Source organism: Janthinobacterium sp. RA13, assembly GCF_000745325.1.
Taxonomy (GTDB): domain Bacteria; phylum Pseudomonadota; class Gammaproteobacteria; order Burkholderiales; family Burkholderiaceae_D; genus Janthinobacterium; species Janthinobacterium rivuli.
Genome location: NZ_JQNP01000001.1, coordinates 3,511,379 through 3,528,552, shown reverse-complemented (window position 1 = coordinate 3,528,552; position 17,174 = coordinate 3,511,379). Strand labels below are relative to the sequence as shown.

15 protein-coding genes are annotated in these 17,174 nt (G+C 63.7%); 14 read left to right on the top strand and 1 reads right to left on the bottom strand.

The window, feature by feature from the left end; genetic code table 11:
* The 14 genes from paaH to FG13_RS15585 all read left to right on the top strand — a co-directional run bounded on the left by paaH (position 1) and on the right by FG13_RS15585 (position 15,825).
* A complete protein-coding gene (gene paaH / locus FG13_RS15650) occupies positions 1 to 1,569 on the top strand; it encodes a 3-hydroxyacyl-CoA dehydrogenase PaaH (protein WP_035822313.1) in 1,569 nt (522 codons plus the stop codon).
* A 22-nt stretch (positions 1,570 to 1,591) separates the two neighbouring features.
* Positions 1,592 to 2,017, top strand: coding sequence for a hydroxyphenylacetyl-CoA thioesterase PaaI (gene paaI / locus FG13_RS15645; protein ID WP_442905204.1), 426 nt, complete (start codon positions 1,592 to 1,594; stop codon positions 2,015 to 2,017).
* A gap of 68 nt (positions 2,018 to 2,085) precedes the next feature.
* Positions 2,086 to 3,414, top strand: a complete 1,329-nt coding sequence (gene paaK / locus FG13_RS15640; RefSeq protein WP_035822308.1) for a phenylacetate--CoA ligase PaaK — start codon at positions 2,086 to 2,088, stop codon at positions 3,412 to 3,414.
* A gap of 22 nt (positions 3,415 to 3,436) precedes the next feature.
* Positions 3,437 to 4,642, top strand: coding sequence for a 3-oxoadipyl-CoA thiolase (gene pcaF / locus FG13_RS15635; protein ID WP_035822306.1), 1,206 nt, complete (start codon positions 3,437 to 3,439; stop codon positions 4,640 to 4,642).
* A 77-nt stretch (positions 4,643 to 4,719) separates the two neighbouring features.
* Positions 4,720 to 5,871: an ABC transporter substrate-binding protein gene (locus FG13_RS15630; protein ID WP_035822304.1), complete on the top strand. Its 1,152-nt coding sequence runs from the start codon at positions 4,720 to 4,722 to the stop codon at positions 5,869 to 5,871.
* An 82-nt stretch (positions 5,872 to 5,953) separates the two neighbouring features.
* Entirely contained in the window at positions 5,954 to 6,832 is an 879-nt protein-coding gene (locus FG13_RS15625) for a branched-chain amino acid ABC transporter permease (protein ID WP_010401459.1), read from the top strand.
* Positions 6,829 to 7,812 (top strand): branched-chain amino acid ABC transporter permease, encoded by a 984-nt coding sequence (locus tag FG13_RS15620; RefSeq protein ID WP_035822302.1) that lies wholly within the window; start codon positions 6,829 to 6,831, stop codon positions 7,810 to 7,812. The genes FG13_RS15625 and FG13_RS15620 overlap by 4 nt, the downstream gene beginning before the upstream one ends.
* Position 7,813: 1 nt before the next feature.
* On the top strand, positions 7,814 to 8,569 hold the full coding sequence (locus FG13_RS15615) for an ABC transporter ATP-binding protein (RefSeq protein ID WP_035822299.1): 756 nt from the start codon (positions 7,814 to 7,816) through the stop codon (positions 8,567 to 8,569).
* Positions 8,569 to 9,300, top strand: coding sequence for an ABC transporter ATP-binding protein (locus FG13_RS15610; protein ID WP_081922599.1), 732 nt, complete (start codon positions 8,569 to 8,571; stop codon positions 9,298 to 9,300). The genes FG13_RS15615 and FG13_RS15610 overlap by 1 nt, the downstream gene beginning before the upstream one ends.
* Positions 9,301 to 9,402: 102 nt before the next feature.
* Positions 9,403 to 10,017, top strand: a complete 615-nt coding sequence (paaY, locus tag FG13_RS15605; protein ID WP_035822296.1) for a phenylacetic acid degradation protein PaaY — start codon at positions 9,403 to 9,405, stop codon at positions 10,015 to 10,017.
* 82 nt (positions 10,018 to 10,099) lie between these two features.
* On the top strand, positions 10,100 to 12,151 hold the full coding sequence (gene paaZ, locus FG13_RS15600) for a phenylacetic acid degradation bifunctional protein PaaZ (protein WP_035822294.1): 2,052 nt from the start codon (positions 10,100 to 10,102) through the stop codon (positions 12,149 to 12,151).
* 387 nt (positions 12,152 to 12,538) lie between these two features.
* Positions 12,539 to 13,801 (top strand): hypothetical protein, encoded by a 1,263-nt coding sequence (locus tag FG13_RS15595; protein WP_035822291.1) that lies wholly within the window; start codon positions 12,539 to 12,541, stop codon positions 13,799 to 13,801.
* 10 nt (positions 13,802 to 13,811) lie between these two features.
* Entirely contained in the window at positions 13,812 to 14,219 is a 408-nt protein-coding gene (locus tag FG13_RS15590) for a hypothetical protein (RefSeq protein WP_035822289.1), read from the top strand.
* A 58-nt stretch (positions 14,220 to 14,277) separates the two neighbouring features.
* Complete coding sequence (locus FG13_RS15585; protein WP_035822287.1) at positions 14,278 to 15,825, top strand: methyl-accepting chemotaxis protein; 1,548 nt, start codon at positions 14,278 to 14,280, stop codon at positions 15,823 to 15,825.
* A gap of 96 nt (positions 15,826 to 15,921) precedes the next feature.
* On the opposite strand, the gene FG13_RS15580 is transcribed toward FG13_RS15585, so the two are convergent.
* Positions 15,922 to 17,145 carry a M24 family metallopeptidase gene (locus FG13_RS15580; protein WP_035822285.1) on the bottom strand — a complete coding sequence of 408 codons (1,224 nt, stop codon included), beginning with the start codon at positions 17,143 to 17,145 and terminating at the stop codon, positions 15,922 to 15,924.
* Positions 17,146 to 17,174: the final 29 nt, after the last annotated feature.

Genomic DNA, 17,174 nt, shown 5'->3' with positions numbered 1-17,174 from the left:
ATGACCGCATTGGCACACAACAGTATCGTCGCCGTCATCGGCAGCGGCGCCATGGGCGCCGGTATCGCACAGGTGGCCGCGGCCGCCGGCTACAGAGTCAAACTGTACGATACGCGCTTTGACGCCGTCAGCAAGGCGCTGGCCGACATCGGCAAGATGTATGCGAAGCTGGCCGAAAAGGGCCGCATGACGGTTGACGAAGCGGCTGCCGCCACGTCGCGCCTGCAGGCGGCCGGCAGCCTGGCCGACGTGAGCGATTGCGCCCTGGTGGTGGAAGCCATCGTGGAAAACCTCGACGTCAAGCGCAGCCTGTTCGCCGAACTCGAAGCGCTGGTCAGCGACGACTGCATCCTGGCGACGAACACGTCGTCGATTTCCGTGACGGCCATCGCCGCCAAGCTGCGCCGCCCTGAACGCCTGGTCGGCATGCACTTCTTTAATCCTGTGCCCCTGATGGCGCTGGTCGAAGTGATCAGTGGCCTGGCCACCAGCGAGCAAGTCGCCGCCGCCGTGTATGACACGTCGATCGCCTGGGGCAAGAACCCCGTGCATGCGAAATCGACGCCCGGCTTCATCGTCAACCGTGTCGCCCGTCCGTTTTACGCGGAAGGCTGGCGCTTGCTGAACGAACAGGCGGGCGACCCTGCCACCATCGACGCCGTCCTGCGCGAAGCGGGCGGTTTCCGCATGGGCCCATTCGAGTTGATGGACCTGATCGGCCACGACGTGAATTTCTCCGTCACCCAATCCGTGTTCGGCGCCTACTTCAACGACCCCCGTTTCACGCCGTCCGTGCTGCAGCAGGAAATGGTCAACGCCGGTTTCCTCGGCCGCAAATCGGGCCGTGGCTTTTATCTGTACGGCGAAGGCGCGCCGGCCCCCGTGGCGCAGGCGGAAAGCGCGCAAGCGACCCCGGAATTCGTCGCCCTGTCGGCCGCCATCGGTGGCGATGGCCGTGGCCACAGTGGCGTCATTCGCAGCCTGGTGCAGCGCCTGGAGCAGGCCGGCATCACCGTTAGCCGCCGCGTTACGCAGGAAGGCCAGGCTCACGACGAAGCGCCGGCCCTGCATTGCAACGGCGCCGCGATTTATCTCACGGACGGACGCAGCGCCACCCAGCGCGCGCACGACAACCAGCATCCGGACACGGTGCTGTTCGACCTGGCGCTCGATTACGCCGGTGCCAAGCGCATTGCCGTGGCGCGTGCCGACCAGTGCAGCGATGCCGCCTACGCAGCTACCGTCGGCCTGTTCCAGGCGGCCGGTTTCATCGTCACGCGCCTGGACGACGTGCCTGGCCTGGCCGTCATGCGCACGGTCGTCATGCTGGCCAACGAGGCGGCCGACGCCGTCAACCAGGGTGTGTGCACGGTGGCTGCCGTCGATATCGCCATGCAGAAGGGCGTCAACTATCCGCGCGGACCGCTGGCATGGGCCGATGCGGTGGGCGTCCGGCAGATCGTGACCGTGCTGCACCACCTGGCACAAGGCTATGGCGAAGACCGCTACCGTGTCTCGCCGCTGCTGCGCCGCAAACTTGCCACTGGAGCGACGTTTCATGCCGAATGATATGTCAAATAAGGACCACAACATGACCGCACAAGCCCTGGCCGAAGCGGCCGCCGCCTCGATGCTGTCGCGCGATAACGCCACCGCCGCCATGGGCATCGCCCTGGCTGACGTGGGCCCCGGCCATGCGCGCATGACGATGACGGTGCGCGCCGACATGCTCAACGGCCACCAGACCTGCCACGGCGGCTTTATCTTTGCCCTGGCCGACAGCGCCTTTGCGTTTGCCTGCAACAGCTACAACATGAATACCGTGGGCGCCGGCTGCAGCATCGATTATCTGGCGCCGGGACGCGAAGGCGACGTGCTCACAGCGCATGCCGTCGAACAGGCGCTGGCCGGCAAGAGCGGCGTCTACGACGTCAAGGTCAGCAACCAGGATGGCCGCGCCATCGCGCTCTTTCGCGGCAAGTCGATCCGCGTGGCGGGCGAAGTCATTAGTGATTGAAGGTACAAGAGCAGGCTTGAACTGCCGCTGCAGCTTTAAATAGTTAAAGAACCAATTAGGAGACAATGATGGTCCAACGAATTCCCGCCCCGAATGACCTCGAGCCGATCGAGCGCGCCAGCAAGGATGAACTGCAGGCGCTGCAGCTCGAACGCATGAAATGGACGCTCAAGCACGCGTATGACAACGTGCCACATTACCGCGCCGCTTTTGACGCAGCGGGCGTGCATCCGGACGACCTGAAGTCGCTGTCCGACTTGTCGAAATTTCCGTTCACGGACAAGAAGGTCTTGCGCGACAATTATCCGTTCGGCCTGTTCGCCGTGCCGCGCGAGCAAGTGGTGCGCATCCACGCGTCGAGCGGCACCACGGGCAAGGCCACGGTAGTTGGCTACACGCAGAACGACATCGATACCTGGGCCAACGTGGTGGCGCGCTCGATCCGCGCCGGCGGTGGCCGCGCGGGCGACATGGTGCATATCTCCTACGGCTACGGCCTGTTCACGGGCGGCCTGGGCGCGCATTACGGCGCTGAACGCCTGGGCTGCACCGTCATCCCGATGTCGGGCGGCCAGACGGAAAAGCAGGTGCAATTGATTCAGGATTTCAAGCCATCGATCATCATGGTCACGCCGTCGTACATGCTCAACATCATCGAGGAATTCACGCGTCAGGGTCTCGATCCGGCCGAATCGTCGCTGAAGGTGGGCATCTTCGGCGCCGAGCCGTGGACGGACGCCATGCGTGCGGAAATCGAAGCGCGCGCCGGCATCGACGCCGTCGACATCTATGGCCTGTCCGAAGTAATGGGGCCTGGCGTGGCGTCGGAATGCATCGAAAGCAAGGACGGTCCCGTCATCTGGGAAGATCATTTCTACCCCGAGATCATCGATCCGGAAACGGGCGAAGTGCTGCCGGATGGCGAGGAGGGTGAACTGGTCTTCACCTCGCTGTCGAAGGAGGCGCTGCCTGTCATCCGCTACCGCACGCGCGACCTGACCCGCTTGCTGCCGCCCACCTCGCGCTCGATGCGCCGCATCGGCAAGATCACGGGCCGCTCGGACGACATGCTGATCATCCGCGGCGTGAACGTCTTCCCCACCCAGATCGAAGAGCTGATTTTGAAGATGCCGAAGCTGGCGCCGCAATACCAGCTGGTGGTCACGCGCGACGGCCACCTCGACAAGCTCGAAGTGATCGCCGAGCTGCGTATCGATCTCACCGCCACCATCTCGGCCAGCGAGACCGATGGCCTGGCGCGCGAGCTGGAACACCGCATCAAGACGCATGTGGGCGTGAGCACGCGCGTGCGCCTGGTGGCCGCCGCCGGCATCGAACGCACCCTGACGGGCAAGGCCCGCCGCGTGGTCGACCAGCGCCCGAAGCTTTTCCCCTGATAGCCCGAACAAGGAAGCAAACATGAACGAAGCCTTTATCTGTGATGCCGTGCGCACTCCCTTTGGCCGCTATGGCGGTGCACTCTCCAGCGTGCGCGCCGACGACCTGGGCGCGCTGCCGATTGCCGCGCTGATCGCCCGCAATCCTTCCATCGACTGGGCCGCCATCGACGACGTGTTCTACGGCTGCGCCAACCAGGCGGGCGAAGACAACCGCAACGTGGGCCGCATGGCTGCGCTGCTGGCCGGTTTGCCGGCAGCCGTACCGGCCAATACCATCAACCGTCTGTGCGGCTCCAGCCTGGACGCCGTCGGCATGGCGGCCCGCTCCATCAAGGCGGGCGAGGCGGAGCTGATCATTGCCGGTGGCGTGGAAAGCATGACACGCGCGCCTTTCGTGATGGGCAAGGCTGACAGCGCATTCTCGCGCGCGGCGAAAATTGAAGACACGACCCTGGGCTGGCGCTTCGTCAATAGCAAGATGAAAACCCAGTACGGCATCGACACCATGCCGGAAACGGCGGAAAACGTGGCCGTGGAATTTGGCATCAGCCGCGCCGATCAGGATGCGCTGGCCTTGCGCAGCCAGCAGCGCTGGGCGGCCGCTAACGCGGCTGGCGTCTTCGATCGCGAAATCGTGCCTGTTGCCGTGCCGCAGAAAAAAGGCGAGCCGAAGATGGTGGCGATGGATGAACATCCGCGTCCCGATACTTCGCTGGACATGCTGGCAAAGCTCAAGGGCGTGGTCAAGCCGGATGGCACGGTCACGGCTGGCAATGCCTCTGGCTTGAACGATGGCGCCTGCGCGATTTTGCTGGCGTCCGCCGCCGCCGTGGATAAATACAAATTGACGCCGCGCGCAAAAGTGCTGGGCATGGCCACGGCTGGTCTGGCGCCGCGCATCATGGGTTTTGGCCCGTCGCCCGCCTCGCGCAAGGTGCTGGCGCAGACAGGACTCACCATCGGGCAGATGGATGTCATCGAGCTCAATGAAGCGTTTGCGGCGCAGGCGCTGGCCGTCACGCGCGACCTGGGCCTGGCGGACGATGCGGCCCACGTGAACCCGAATGGCGGCGCGATTGCCATCGGCCATCCGCTGGGCGCATCGGGTGCGCGCCTGGTGATGGCGGCCCTGAACCAGCTGGAACGCACTGGCGGGCGCTATGCGTTGTGCACCATGTGCATCGGCGTGGGGCAGGGTATTGCTGTGGTAATTGAACGCGTATAAAAAAGTAAAAAAGGCGCAGGCTGGTAAAAAAGCGCCAACCATACATTGACCGTAGTGCCAACCTGGTGGAGACCATAATGATTGCCAATATCTTCAAGAAAACCCTGATCGCCGGCGTACTGGCCATGTCCGCTGCGGGCGCGTATGCGGCCGAGAACATCAAGATCGGTTCCGTGCTGTCCGTCACGGGACCTGCCGCCTTCCTGGGCGACCCTGAATTGAAAACCCTGCAGCTGTATATCGAGAAAATCAATGCGGCCGGCGGCGTGCTGGGGCGCAAGCTGGAGCTGGTGCACTACGACGATGGCAGCGATGCGGCCAAGGCCAACGGTTTTACCAAGCGTTTGATCGAGTCGGACAAGGTCGATGTACTGATCGGCGGCACCACCACCGGTGCGACGATGGCGATGGCGCCGCTGGTGGAGCGCGCCAGCATGCCGTTCATTTCGCTGGCAGGCGCCGTGGTGATCATCGATCCGGTCAAGAAATGGGTGTTCAAGACGCCGCATACGGACCGCATGGCGGCCGAGAAGGTGTTCGAGGACATGAAGAAGCGCGGCATCAGCAAGGTGGGCCTGCTGTCGGAAACGAGCGGCTTCGGCGCCTCGGGCCGCAAGGAATCGCAGATCGTCGCCTCCAAATATGGCATCACCCTGGTGGCCGATGAAACCTACGGCCCGAAAGACACGGACATCACGGCGCAGCTGACGCGCATCAAGAATACCGCTGGCGTGCAAGCCGTATTCGTCTTCGGCCTGGGCCAGGGTCCGGCCGTGGTGACCAAAAACTACGGCCAGCTGGGCATGTCCGCGCTGCCGCTGTACCAGTCGCATGGCGTCGCGTCGGACGAGTATCTGAAGCTGTCGGGCAAGGCCGCCGAAGGCGTGCGCCTGCCAACGCCAGCGCTCTTGATCGGCGCCATGCTGCCGGACAGCGACGCGCAGAAGGCCATCGTGGTCGGCTATGACAAGACGTATAAAGAGCGCTACAAGATCGATCCGTCGACCTTTGGCGGCTATGCACTCGATGCCCTGAACCTGTCGGTCGACGCCATCAAGCGCGCCGGGGGGACGGACCGCGAAAAAGTGCGCACGGCGCTGGAAACGACCAAGGGTTTTGTCGGCACCACCGGTGTCTTCAACATGTCGGCCAAAGACCACATGGGCCTGGACCTGTCGGCGTTCCGCATGGTTGAAGTGAAGAACGGCGAATGGCAATTGTCGAAGTAATGTTCGAGAATGTAAGCCAGAAGTACCTGCGCGGGCTGCCCTCGAAGGCGGTCCGCGCGCAGCCGAACATAATGGAGACACCATGGAAGTCGCTCAATTTCTACAATTTCTGTATTCCGGGATGACGGTCGGTTCCGCCTACGCACTGGCGGCGCTGGGCTTTACCATCATCTACAACACCAGCGGCGTGATCAACTTCGCCCAGGGCGAATTCATCATGCTGGGCGGGATGCTGGCCGCCGTGATGTCGGCCGCCGGCGTGCCGCTGCCGCTGGCCATCATCCTGGCCGTTATCGCCACGGGCCTGGTGGGCTTGCTGATGGAAAAAACCGTGATCGAACCGGCGCAAAATGCGCAGGTCATTACCCTCTTGATCATCACCATCGGCGCCTCGCTGGTGCTGCGTGGCCTGGTGCAAATCTGGCTGGGCAAGGATACGCATACACTGCCAGCGTTTTCCGGCGACGCGCCGATCGAATTTCTGGGCGCCAGCCTGCTGCCGCAAAGCCTGTGGGTGCTGGGCGTGACGGTCGTCATCGTACTGGTGCTGGGCTGGTTCTTCGGCCGCACCCTGATGGGCAAGGCCATGCTGGCCACCTCGCACAACAAGCTGGCCGCGCAACTGGTGGGCATCAACACGCGCAAGGTACTGCTGTTTTCGTTCGGCCTGTCGGCCCTGCTGGGCGCGGCGGGCGGCATTCTCGTCGCGCCGATTACGTACACGTCGTATGACGCCGGCATCATGCTGGGCCTGAAAGGCTTCGTCGCCGCCGTACTCGGTGGCCTGGGCGGTGGCGCCGGTGCGATTGCCGGTGGCCTGATCCTCGGGATTGCCGAAGCCATGACGGCCGGCTATATCTCCTCGGCCTATAAAGACGCGGTCCCCTTCGTGCTGATCCTGTTGATCCTGTTCTTCCTGCCGCAAGGCTTGTTCGGCGCTAAAAATTCGGAGCGTGTATGAAGAATTTCTTTACCCGCTCGCGCCACGGTGGACTGCTGGTACTGGCCCTGGTGCTGGCCATCCTGCCGCTGTTCCTCAGCAATGCGTTCTACTATGATGTGGCGATCCGCATTGCCCTGAACGCCATCGTCGTCATCGGCCTGAACCTGCTGATGGGCTACACGGGCCAGATCAGCCTGGGCCACGCCGGTTTCTACGGCCTGGGCGCCTATGCGTCGGCCGTGCTGACCACGCACTACGGCTGGCCGCCGCTCGCTGCGCTGGCCGCCGGCGCCGTCGCCACGGGTCTGCTGGCGCTGCTGCTGGCCCGCCCCGTGTTGAAACTCAAGGGCCATACCCTGGCCATGGCCACCCTGGGCCTGGGCATCATCATTTCCATCGTCATCAACAACGAAACGCAGTGGACGGGCGGCCCCGATGGCATCGGCGTGTCCGCCTTCAGTGTCGCCGGACTGGAAATCACCGGTGAAAAATCGTGGTATCTGGTGTGCGCCGTGCTGCTGTTGCTCGTCACCTGGCTGGCGCTGAACTTGATCGATTCGCCCGTCGGCCGCGCGCTGCAGGCCATCCACGGTTCGGAAGTGGCGGCCCGCGTGGTCGGCGTCGATACGACCCGCTTCAAGGTGCGCGTGTTCGTGCTGTCGGCCGTCATTGCCAGTATCGCGGGCAGCATCAGCGCCCACTACATCGGTTTTATCACCCCCAACCTGGCCGGCTTCTTCCACTCGATCGAGCTGGTGACGATGGTGGTGGTGGGCGGCATGGCATCGATCTTCGGCTCCATCATCGGTGCGGCCCTGCTGACGATCCTGCCGCAGCTGCTGTCCAGTTTTGAAGGCTGGGAAACGGTGGTGTTTGGCGTGATCCTGATGGCCACCATGATCTTCATGCCGAAAGGCCTCGTGCCGAGCCTGGCCAGCCGTTCGCGCAAGCGTTCCGCTACGCCAAAGGCACCGCCTCAATCTGCGCAGGAGGTGTGAGATGCTGACGATTAACAATCTGAGCAAGAGCTTCGGCGGCGTGCATGCGGTGCAGGATGTCAGTTTTACCGTCAAGGAAGGCAATATCCATTCCGTGATCGGACCGAACGGCGCCGGCAAGACGACCCTGTTCAACCTGATCACCGGCGTGTACACGCCGAGCAAGGGCGAGATCCTGCTCAATGGCGAGAACGTGGCCGCCATGTCGCCCGATGCGTTGGCGCGGCGCGGCATGAGCCGCACCTTCCAGAATCTGCAAGTGTGCATGAACATGACGGCCATCGATAACGTGATGGTGGGCGCCCATCTGCGCCTGAACCAGAACCTGTTCGCCTCCATGCTGCGCTTGCCGTCCGTGCGCCGCGCGGATGCGGCCTGCCGCGACGAGGCGGCGGGCCTGATGGAGTTTGTCGGCGTGGGCCGGCATATCGATGACGAGGCGGGGCAGATGTCGTATGGCGCCTTGAAACGCCTGGAAATCGCCCGCGCGCTGGCGGCCAAGCCGAAAGTGCTGCTGCTCGATGAACCGGCGGCGGGCTTGAACCACACGGAGACAGGCGAGATCGAAACCTTGATCCGCAAGGTGGCGCAATCGGGCGTGACGGTGGTGCTGGTCGAGCATGACATGAAGCTGGTGATGAATCTGTCGGACCATATCCTGGTGCTCGACTATGGCAAGAAGCTGGCCGAAGGGACCGCCGCCGAAGTGCGCGCGAACCCTGACGTGGTGGCGGCGTATCTGGGAGTGGCGGCATGATGAAGATGGACAAACCTCAGACACCGCTGGTGCTCGACATCCAGGGATTGACCAGCCATTACGGCCGCATCCAGGCCCTGCACGGCATCGACTTGCAGGTGCGCCAGGGCCAGCTGGTGGCGCTGGTGGGCGCGAATGGCGCCGGCAAGACGACCCTGCTGCGCGCCATCTCCGGCGTGCAGCCGATCAGCGCCGGCAGCATTGCCTTCGCCGGCCAGGACGTCAGCCGCATGAGCGCCGACAAGCGCGTGCGCAGCGGCATTTGCCAGGTGCCGGAAGGGCGGCAAGTGTTCGGCCCCATGACGGTAGAAGACAATCTGCGCCTGGGCGCGTTTACACGTCCCGCACAGGACGTGGCGGGCGACATGGAGCGCATGTACGGCCTGTTCCCGATCCTGAAGGAAAAGCGCTTGCTGCTGGCCGGGACCTTATCTGGCGGACAGCAGCAGATGCTTGCCATGGCGCGCGCGCTGATGGGCCGTCCGCAACTGCTGCTGCTTGATGAACCGAGCATGGGCCTGGCGCCCTTGCTGATCGCGGAGATCTTCCGCATCGTGGCCGACCTGCGCGACCAGGGCATCACCATCTTCCTCGTCGAACAGAACGCGCATGCGGCCCTGTCGATTGCCGATGTCGGTTACGTGATCGAGACGGGTGCGATCACCTTGTCCGGTCCGGGTCCCGAATTGCTGCATAACGAGCAGGTACAGAGCGCGTATTTGGGGATGTAAAGGCGGCAGCGGAGGGCCGGGGTCAGACCCGCCGGGTCTGACCCCAGTTTTCCGCTGCGTCTAGTAATAGCGTGCATGGCGCGCAGATGAATAGGAGTTTTTATGGTCAAAGTCTACGAAATCAACGGCGTCACCCCCGTCGTCCACCCCAGCGCCTATGTGCACCCGTCGGCAGTGCTGATTGGCGACGTGATCGTCGGCCCGCGCTGCTATATCGGTCCGCTGGCCTCGATCCGCGGCGACTTCGGCCGATTGATCCTGGAAGAGGGCGCCAACCTGCAGGATACCTGCGTCATGCACGGCTTCCCCGGCTGCGACACGGTGGTCGAAGTCGACGGCCATATCGGCCATGGCGCCGTGCTGCACGGCTGCCGCATCGGCCGTAATGCGCTCGTCGGCATGAATGCCGTGGTGATGGATAACGCCGTCATCGGCGAGGAATCCATCGTCGCGGCCATGAGTTTCGTCAAGGCGGGCATGATCGTCGCGCCGCGCAGCATGGTGGTGGGCACGCCCGCCAAGATCATCCGCGCGCTGACCGACGATGAAATCAAATGGAAAAGCTCGGGCACGGGCCAGTACCACGAACTGGCCGTGCGCTCGATGCAGACGATGCGCGAAGTGGAAGCCCTGACGGAAGTCGAGGCGAACCGCCAGCGCCTGAATTTCGAATCGGCCTTGCCGCTGCATTTGCACAAGAACGCCGCCGCGCAATAAGCAATATGGGCGTAGGTCGGATTAGCGGGGCCAAGCCCCGCGTAATCCGACGCCACCGCCAACATCATTTATGGAGAAAAAAATGGCTCAAATATCCACCCTGCAAAGCCTGATCGCCGGCCGCTGGCTGGGCGAAAGCGCCGCCGTGCCCCTGCACAGCGCCTTGAACAACCGCGTCATCTATCACACGCATGCGGAAAAGATCGACTTCGACGAAGCCGTCACGTATGCGCGCAATACGGGCGTGCCGGGCCTGATGGAGCTCGATTTCCAGCAGCGCGCCGCGCGCCTGAAGGCGCTGGCCTTGTACCTGGTCGAGCGCAAGGAAGAGCTGTATGCGATTTCGCATTTGTCGGGCGCCACGCGCGCCGACAGCTGGGTCGACATCGAAGGCGGCACGGGCACCCTGTTCGCCTACGCCAGCATGGGCAGCAACGAGCTGCCATCGTCGAACGTGCTGCACGAAGGCCCGGCCATCGCGCTCGGTAAAAAAGGCGGCTTCGCCGGCACGCACATCCTGGTGCCGCGCGGCGGCCTGGCCGTGCACATCAATGCCTTTAACTTTCCCATCTGGGGCTTGCTGGAAAAATTCGCGCCCAGCTTCCTGGCAGCCATGCCCTGCATCGCCAAGCCGGCCACGGCGACGAGCTACCTGACGCAAGCCGTCGTGCGCATGATGCATGAATCGGGTTTGCTGCCGGCCGGCAGCTTGCAGCTGGTGATCGGTTCCACGGGCGACTTGCTGGACCGCCTGAATGGCCAGGATTTCGTCACCTTCACGGGATCGGCCGCCACGGCCGCCAAGCTGCGCACGAACCCGAACCTGATTGCCCAGTCCGTGCCCTTCAACGGCGAAGCCGATTCCCTCAACTGCGCCATCCTGGCGCCGGACGTCACGCCGGACGACGTGGAATTCGACCTCTTCGTCAAGGAAGTCGTGCGCGAGATGACGGGCAAGTCGGGCCAGAAGTGCACGGCGATTCGCCGCATCATCGTGCCCGAGCACCTGATGGACGCCGTCGGCACGCGCCTGCGCGAGCGCCTGGCCAAGGTGGTGGTGGGCGACCCGTCCATCGAAGGCGTGCGCATGGGCGCGCTGGCATCGAAAGAGCAGCAGAACGACGTGGCGGAACGTGTCGCCACCCTGTCGCAGGGTAACGAGGTAGTGTTCGGCGCGGCCGACGGTTTTAGTCCCCTCGGTGATGGCGCCCTGGATGGCAGCTTCTTCTCGCCGACCTTGCTGCTGTGCCGCGACGCCTTCGGCAATGACGCCGTGCATGACGTGGAAGCGTTTGGCCCCGTCAGCACCATGATGGGCTACCACGATATCGATGAAGCGCTGGCCCTGGCCGCGCGCGGCAAGGGTAGCTTGGTGAGCACCCTGGTGACGCGCGATCCGAAGATCGCCGCGCGCGTGGTGCCGCAAGTGGCGGCCACGCATGGCCGCGTGCACGTGCTCGAGCGCGTCGCGTCCGTCGATTCGACGGGCCATGGCTCGCCGTTGCCGCAGCTGAAGCACGGCGGCCCTGGCCGCGCGGGCGGCGGCGAAGAGCTGGGCGGCGTGCGCGCCGTGCGCCATTACCTGCAACGGGCGGCCGTGCAAGGCTCGCCGACCATGCTGGCGGCCATCACCGGCGAATACGTGCGCGGCGCGGACGTCAATGAAAGCCCGATCCACCCGTTCCGTAAGCACTTCGAGGATTTGAAGACGGGCGACTCGCTGCTGACGCACCGCCGCACCGTCAGCGAGGCGGACATCGTCGCCTTCGGCGGCATCTCGGGCGACTTCTTCTACATGCACTTCGACGAAATCGCGGCCAAGGAATCGCAGTTCGGCAAGCGTATCGCCCACGGCTACTTCGTGCTGTCGGCCGCCGCCGGCCTGTTCGTCTCGCCCGGCGTCGGTCCCGTGCTGGCCAACTATGGCCTGGACAACCTGCGCTTCGTCGCCCCCGTTGCCATCGGCGACACCATCCGTGCGCGCCTGACGTGCAAGCGCAAGGTCGACCGCAACCGCAAGGACGTGTTTGGCGTGGGCCAGGGCGTGGTCGCGTGGGACGTGCAGGTGACGAATCAGAACGAGGAACTGGTGGCCAGCTACGACATCCTGACCCTGGTGTCGAAGCGCGAATAAGCATTGCTGTAGCACCGCATCGGCCGGCGCCGCCCGCGATCTTCGCGCGGGCGGCGCTTTTTTTATTCGATTTCTTTTCGTCTTGAATTATCCATAAGTGTATGAAAAATATAGCGAAAGTGTGGTTTTGCACGGCGTGCTATTTAGATAAACCCCTCTAGAACGCGTGCTTTTTTCGTGAAAAGGGGCGAATTCACTCATTGCCTCAAGAAAACTTTCCAACGTAAAACCTTTTCTCTGTAGCATGGTTTTACTCACTGGTCACGCCGTCATGCACGCTCCTCGACGCGATGGCGGCGCGAAAAAAACGGACCCGGCCCTTTACGGCCGGTGAGCCATCGACCGCGAGTCCCATTCCACGTTCACCGCTACGGGTATTTAATTACTATGAATAAACACGTCCTGATTTTCCTGCTGGCCATGCCCCTGGCCATCAGCCATGCCTACGCCGAAGAGGCCATTGGCCCCGCCGTCAAGATCAGCGGTTACGGCACGGCCGCCCTGACCATGGCCGATACCGACAACGCCCAGTTCGCGCGCCCGAACCAGGCGGCTGGCGCCAGCAAGACAGCCCGCACGGGTGTCGATTCCAACCTGGGACTGCAAGCCAATGTCACCGTCAATCCGTGGCTGTCGGCCACCGTGCAGGGCCTGGCGCGCAAGGATGGCGAGGACGATTTCGGCGCCGAACTGGCGTGGGCCTTCGCCAAGGCCAAGGTATCGGACAGCTTCAGCGTGCGCGTTGGCCGCATGGGCCTGCCCGTCTTCATGATTTCCGATTACCGCAACGTCGGCTATGCCAACACCATGCTGCGCCCGCCCGGCGAAATGTATTCGCAGGTTCCCCTCAACAGCATCGACGGCATCGACGGCACTTACCAGTTCAGCGCGGGCGACACCAGCATCACCACGCAGCTGGCACTGGGACGCACCAAGGCCACCCTGGCCACGGGTCCCGCTTCGACCGTGCAGGTGGAAGGCAAGTCCATCGTCGCCCTCAACGTGGTGGCCGAGCATGGCCCCGTCACCGTGCGCTTCGGCCGTGCCGAGACCAGGCTGACGATCAACGATTCGCCCAGCCTGAATACCTTGATGGGCAGCTTGCGCGCGGCCGGCAGCGGCTACAGGATCGCCCAGCTGGGCGCTCTGGCCGATGCGCTGGAAGTCAAGGACAAGAAGGCGTCGTTCACGTCCGTGGGCCTGGGCCTGGACTGGAACAATGTGCTGCTGCAGTCGGAATATGCGAAGCGCAAGACGGACAGCTATGTCAGCGACAGCACATCGTGGTACATGATGGGCGGCTACCGCATCGGCGCCTTTTTGCCGTACTACAGCCACGCCAGCCTGAAGGCCGATGGCCGCGTGAACAACACGGTGCCTGCATCCTGCCCGGCCGGCTATCCGGCCGCCTGCACGCCGACCCTGCGCGCCCTGTCGGCGGGCGTCGACACGCTCGCTTATGCGCGCAACCAGCTCGAGCAATCGACGGACAGCATCGGCGTGCGCTGGGACTTCCACCGTTCGGCCGCGCTGAAAGTGCAGATCGACCGCATCAAGCCGAAGAACGGCCCTGGCCTGTTCGTGCAAGCCAAGCCGGGTTTCCATGGCCCCGTCACGGTGGCTGCCGCCGCCATCGATTTCGTTTTCTAAGGAGCGCCGCATGAAACCATTGATTTTGAATGTGGCTGCCTTGCTGGCCTTGTCGACCGCTGTTCCCACCATGGCCGAAGTGGTCGTGGTGGTCAATCCGAAGAGCGCCGCCGGCGCCATGACGAATGAACAGGTGGCGCAGTTTTTCCTCGGTAAATCGACGGCCATGACGCCGATCGACCAGCCGGAAAGCGCTCCCGTGCGCGCCGAGTTCTACAAGAAGGTGACGGACAAGGAGCCGTCGCAGGCGAAGGCCCTGTGGTCCAAACTGGTCTTCACGGGCAAGGCGACCTTGCCGAAGGAAGTGGCCAATAGCGCCGACGTGAAGAAGGCCGTGGCCGCCGATCCGAAAGCCATCGGCTATATCGAAAAAAGTGCCGTCGACGCCAGCGTCAAAGTGGTGCTGACGGCGCCATAAAGCCGGCCCGGGCCGCGCGCCATGCGACGGCCCGGTACACATACATCAGGAGACAGCAATGAGCATCAAACGCAAGATATGGGCGCTGCCTGTCGTCTCGGCCGTGATTTTCGGGCTGGGGCTTGCCGTCAGCGCCTATCTGTCCACGGCCACGCTCAATTCCATCCACGCGACGGAAAGCGCCGACTATCCCGTGCTCGACATGGCCAAGTCGCTGACCCTGGACGTGGCGGCCGTCGGCGACGCCCTGCGCGACGCCGTCAGCGAAGGCGACAAGGAGCGCATTGCGCAAGTTGGCGGCCAGGCAGTCAAGCTGCGCGAAAAACTGACCGCCTTCGCGGCGATCCCCGGCCAGCGCGAGCAGGGCCAGCGGCTGGCCAGGGAATTCGATGCCTACTATGCGCCGGCCCTGAGCGCGGCGCGCATCATGCTGGAAATGGAAGAGGGCGACCCGCAAGCGACCGTGGCGCGCATGCAGGGCGCGCTGGCGGTGCTCAACACGGACCTGGCCAAGACCAACGAACAGGCGCAATTGCAGTTCAAGCAGGGTATCGAACGCAGCGCGGCCAATGTGCGCAATGCGCTCAATACCAGCATCGCCGTGGCGCTGGCCGTCATCGTCTGCCTGGTGGCCGTGTCGCATTTCGTCGTGCGCGCCATCTGGCAGCAGCTCGGTGGCGAACCCGAATACGCGCGCCAGATCGCGCGCGCCGTGGCCGATGGCGACCTCTCGATGGAGATCGCCACCGAGGCGGGCGACCAGGCCAGCCTGCTGGCGGCATTGAAAGAGATGCGCGGCCGGCTGGCCGGCATGGTGTCCGGAATCAAGGCGTCGGCTGAAACCATCCAGGTGGCCAGCGCCGAAATCGCCCAGGGCAATGCGGACCTGGCCGCGCGCACGGAATCGCAGGCGGGCAGCCTGGATCAGACGGCGCGCAGCATGGACAGCCTGACCTCCACCGTGCGCGACAACGCCGCCAACGCGGGCCAGGCGCACGAACTGGTGGTGTCGGCATCGTCGGTTGCCGTGAAGGGCGGGCAAGTGGTCAGCCAGGTGGTTACCACCATGGGCGAGATCAACGATTCATCAAAACGCATCGTCGACATCATCGGCGTCATCGACGGCATCGCCTTCCAGACGAATATCCTGGCCTTGAATGCGGCCGTGGAAGCGGCTCGCGCCGGTGAACAGGGACGGGGCTTTGCCGTGGTGGCGTCCGAAGTGCGCAACCTGGCGCAGCGCAGCGCGGCTGCGGCGCGCGAAATCAAGCAATTGATCGGCGATTCGGTGGCCAAGGTCAACGTGGGTTCGAAGCTGGTCGACGAGGCGGGGCTGACCATGGGCCAGATCGTCGACTCCGTGAAAAAGGTGGCCGACATCATGGCCGAGATCAGCGCGGCGAGCCAGGCGCAAAGTGCCGGCATCGGCGATATCGGCGTGGCCATCGGCAGCATGGACCAGATGACGCAGCAAAATTCCGCGCTGGTGGAAGAAGCGTCGGCGGCCGCCGAATCGCTGCAGGAGCAAGCCGTGCAACTGGGCACGGCGCTGGCCGTGTTCAAGCTGGCGCAGGGCGCTCCTGCGGCTTACCTGGCGTTGCGGTGATGTCGGATTACGCGCAAGGCGCTAATCCGACCTACCTGACATTGGTGTGTGCGTAGGTTGGATTAGCGCAGCGTAATCCAACACAAGGGCGTCACGCTACGCCCGCAGCCCGAACGGATCGTCGATGCTGTGCGCCGGCTGCGTGAACCAGCGCGGACCGTCTGCCGTCATGTAAAAATGGTCTTCGTGGCGGATGCCGAATTCGCCGGGGATGCAGATCATCGGCTCGTTCGAGAAGCACATGCCCACGTCGAGCGGCGTCGTGTCATTGCCCACCAGGTAAGGCCACTCGTGGATATCGAGACCGATGCCGTGGCCCGTGCGGTGCGGCAGGCCTGGTAATTTGTAGCCGGGGCCAAAGCCGTCGGCTTCCAGCGAGACGCGCGCGGCACGGTCCACGTCGCCGCAGGGCACGCCCAGCTGCGCGGCCGCGAACGCGGCGGCCTGCGCAGCCTTTTCGCTGTTCCACACGCTGCGCTGGCGTTCGCTGATGGCGCCAAACACATAGGTGCGCGTGATGTCGGAGATGTAGTTCATCACCTGGCAACCCGTGTCGATCAGCACCGTGTCGCCCGCCTTCAGGGTTTGCACGTAATTGACGCCATGCGGATAGGCCGTCGCCTCGCCGAACAGCACGATGCAGAAATACGAGCGGGGCGCCCCTACCTTGCGGTGCGCGCGCTGAATGAATTCTTCCACTTCCACCGTCGTGATGCCTTCGACCAGCATGCTGGCCGTGGCCACGTGCACGGCCAGTGTCATGTCCATCACGCGCTGCATCAGGGCGATTTCCGCCTGCGACTTGCGGCTGCGGCAGTACGCGGTGACGGCGCGCGCGTTTTCCAGCGCATAACCGGGGGCCAGCGGTTTGATGCCGTCGTAGATGAAGTAGGCGGCGCTTTCGCAGATGCCCACGCGCGGCGGCGCAGCCGCATCCTGGGCGATCCCCATGCGCGCCAGCACGTCGACGAACAGCTGGTACGGGCTTTCATGCTCTTCCCAGCAATTGACCTTGCCTTCGATGAGCATGAAGCCTTGCAAGGTGCTTTCCTCGAACGCGGGGGCGATGTATTCGATCTCGCCATTGGCCGGCAGGATGGCGCCCACCATGCGTTCGCTGGCATACCATTTGGTGCCCGTGAAATAGGTGAGGTTGGCGCCCGCGTTCAGGTAGATGGCGGCGATGCCCTGCTGGCGCATGAACGCTTGCGCCCTGGCGATCCGTTGCGCATGTTCGTCCTTGCCGATGGCGACCATGCCGCCCGTCATGTCCGACAGCGATGCCAATGCCTGTTCGATGGAAGTGCCACCTATGCTCATGCCTGCTCCTTTGTTCGATGCTGAATATG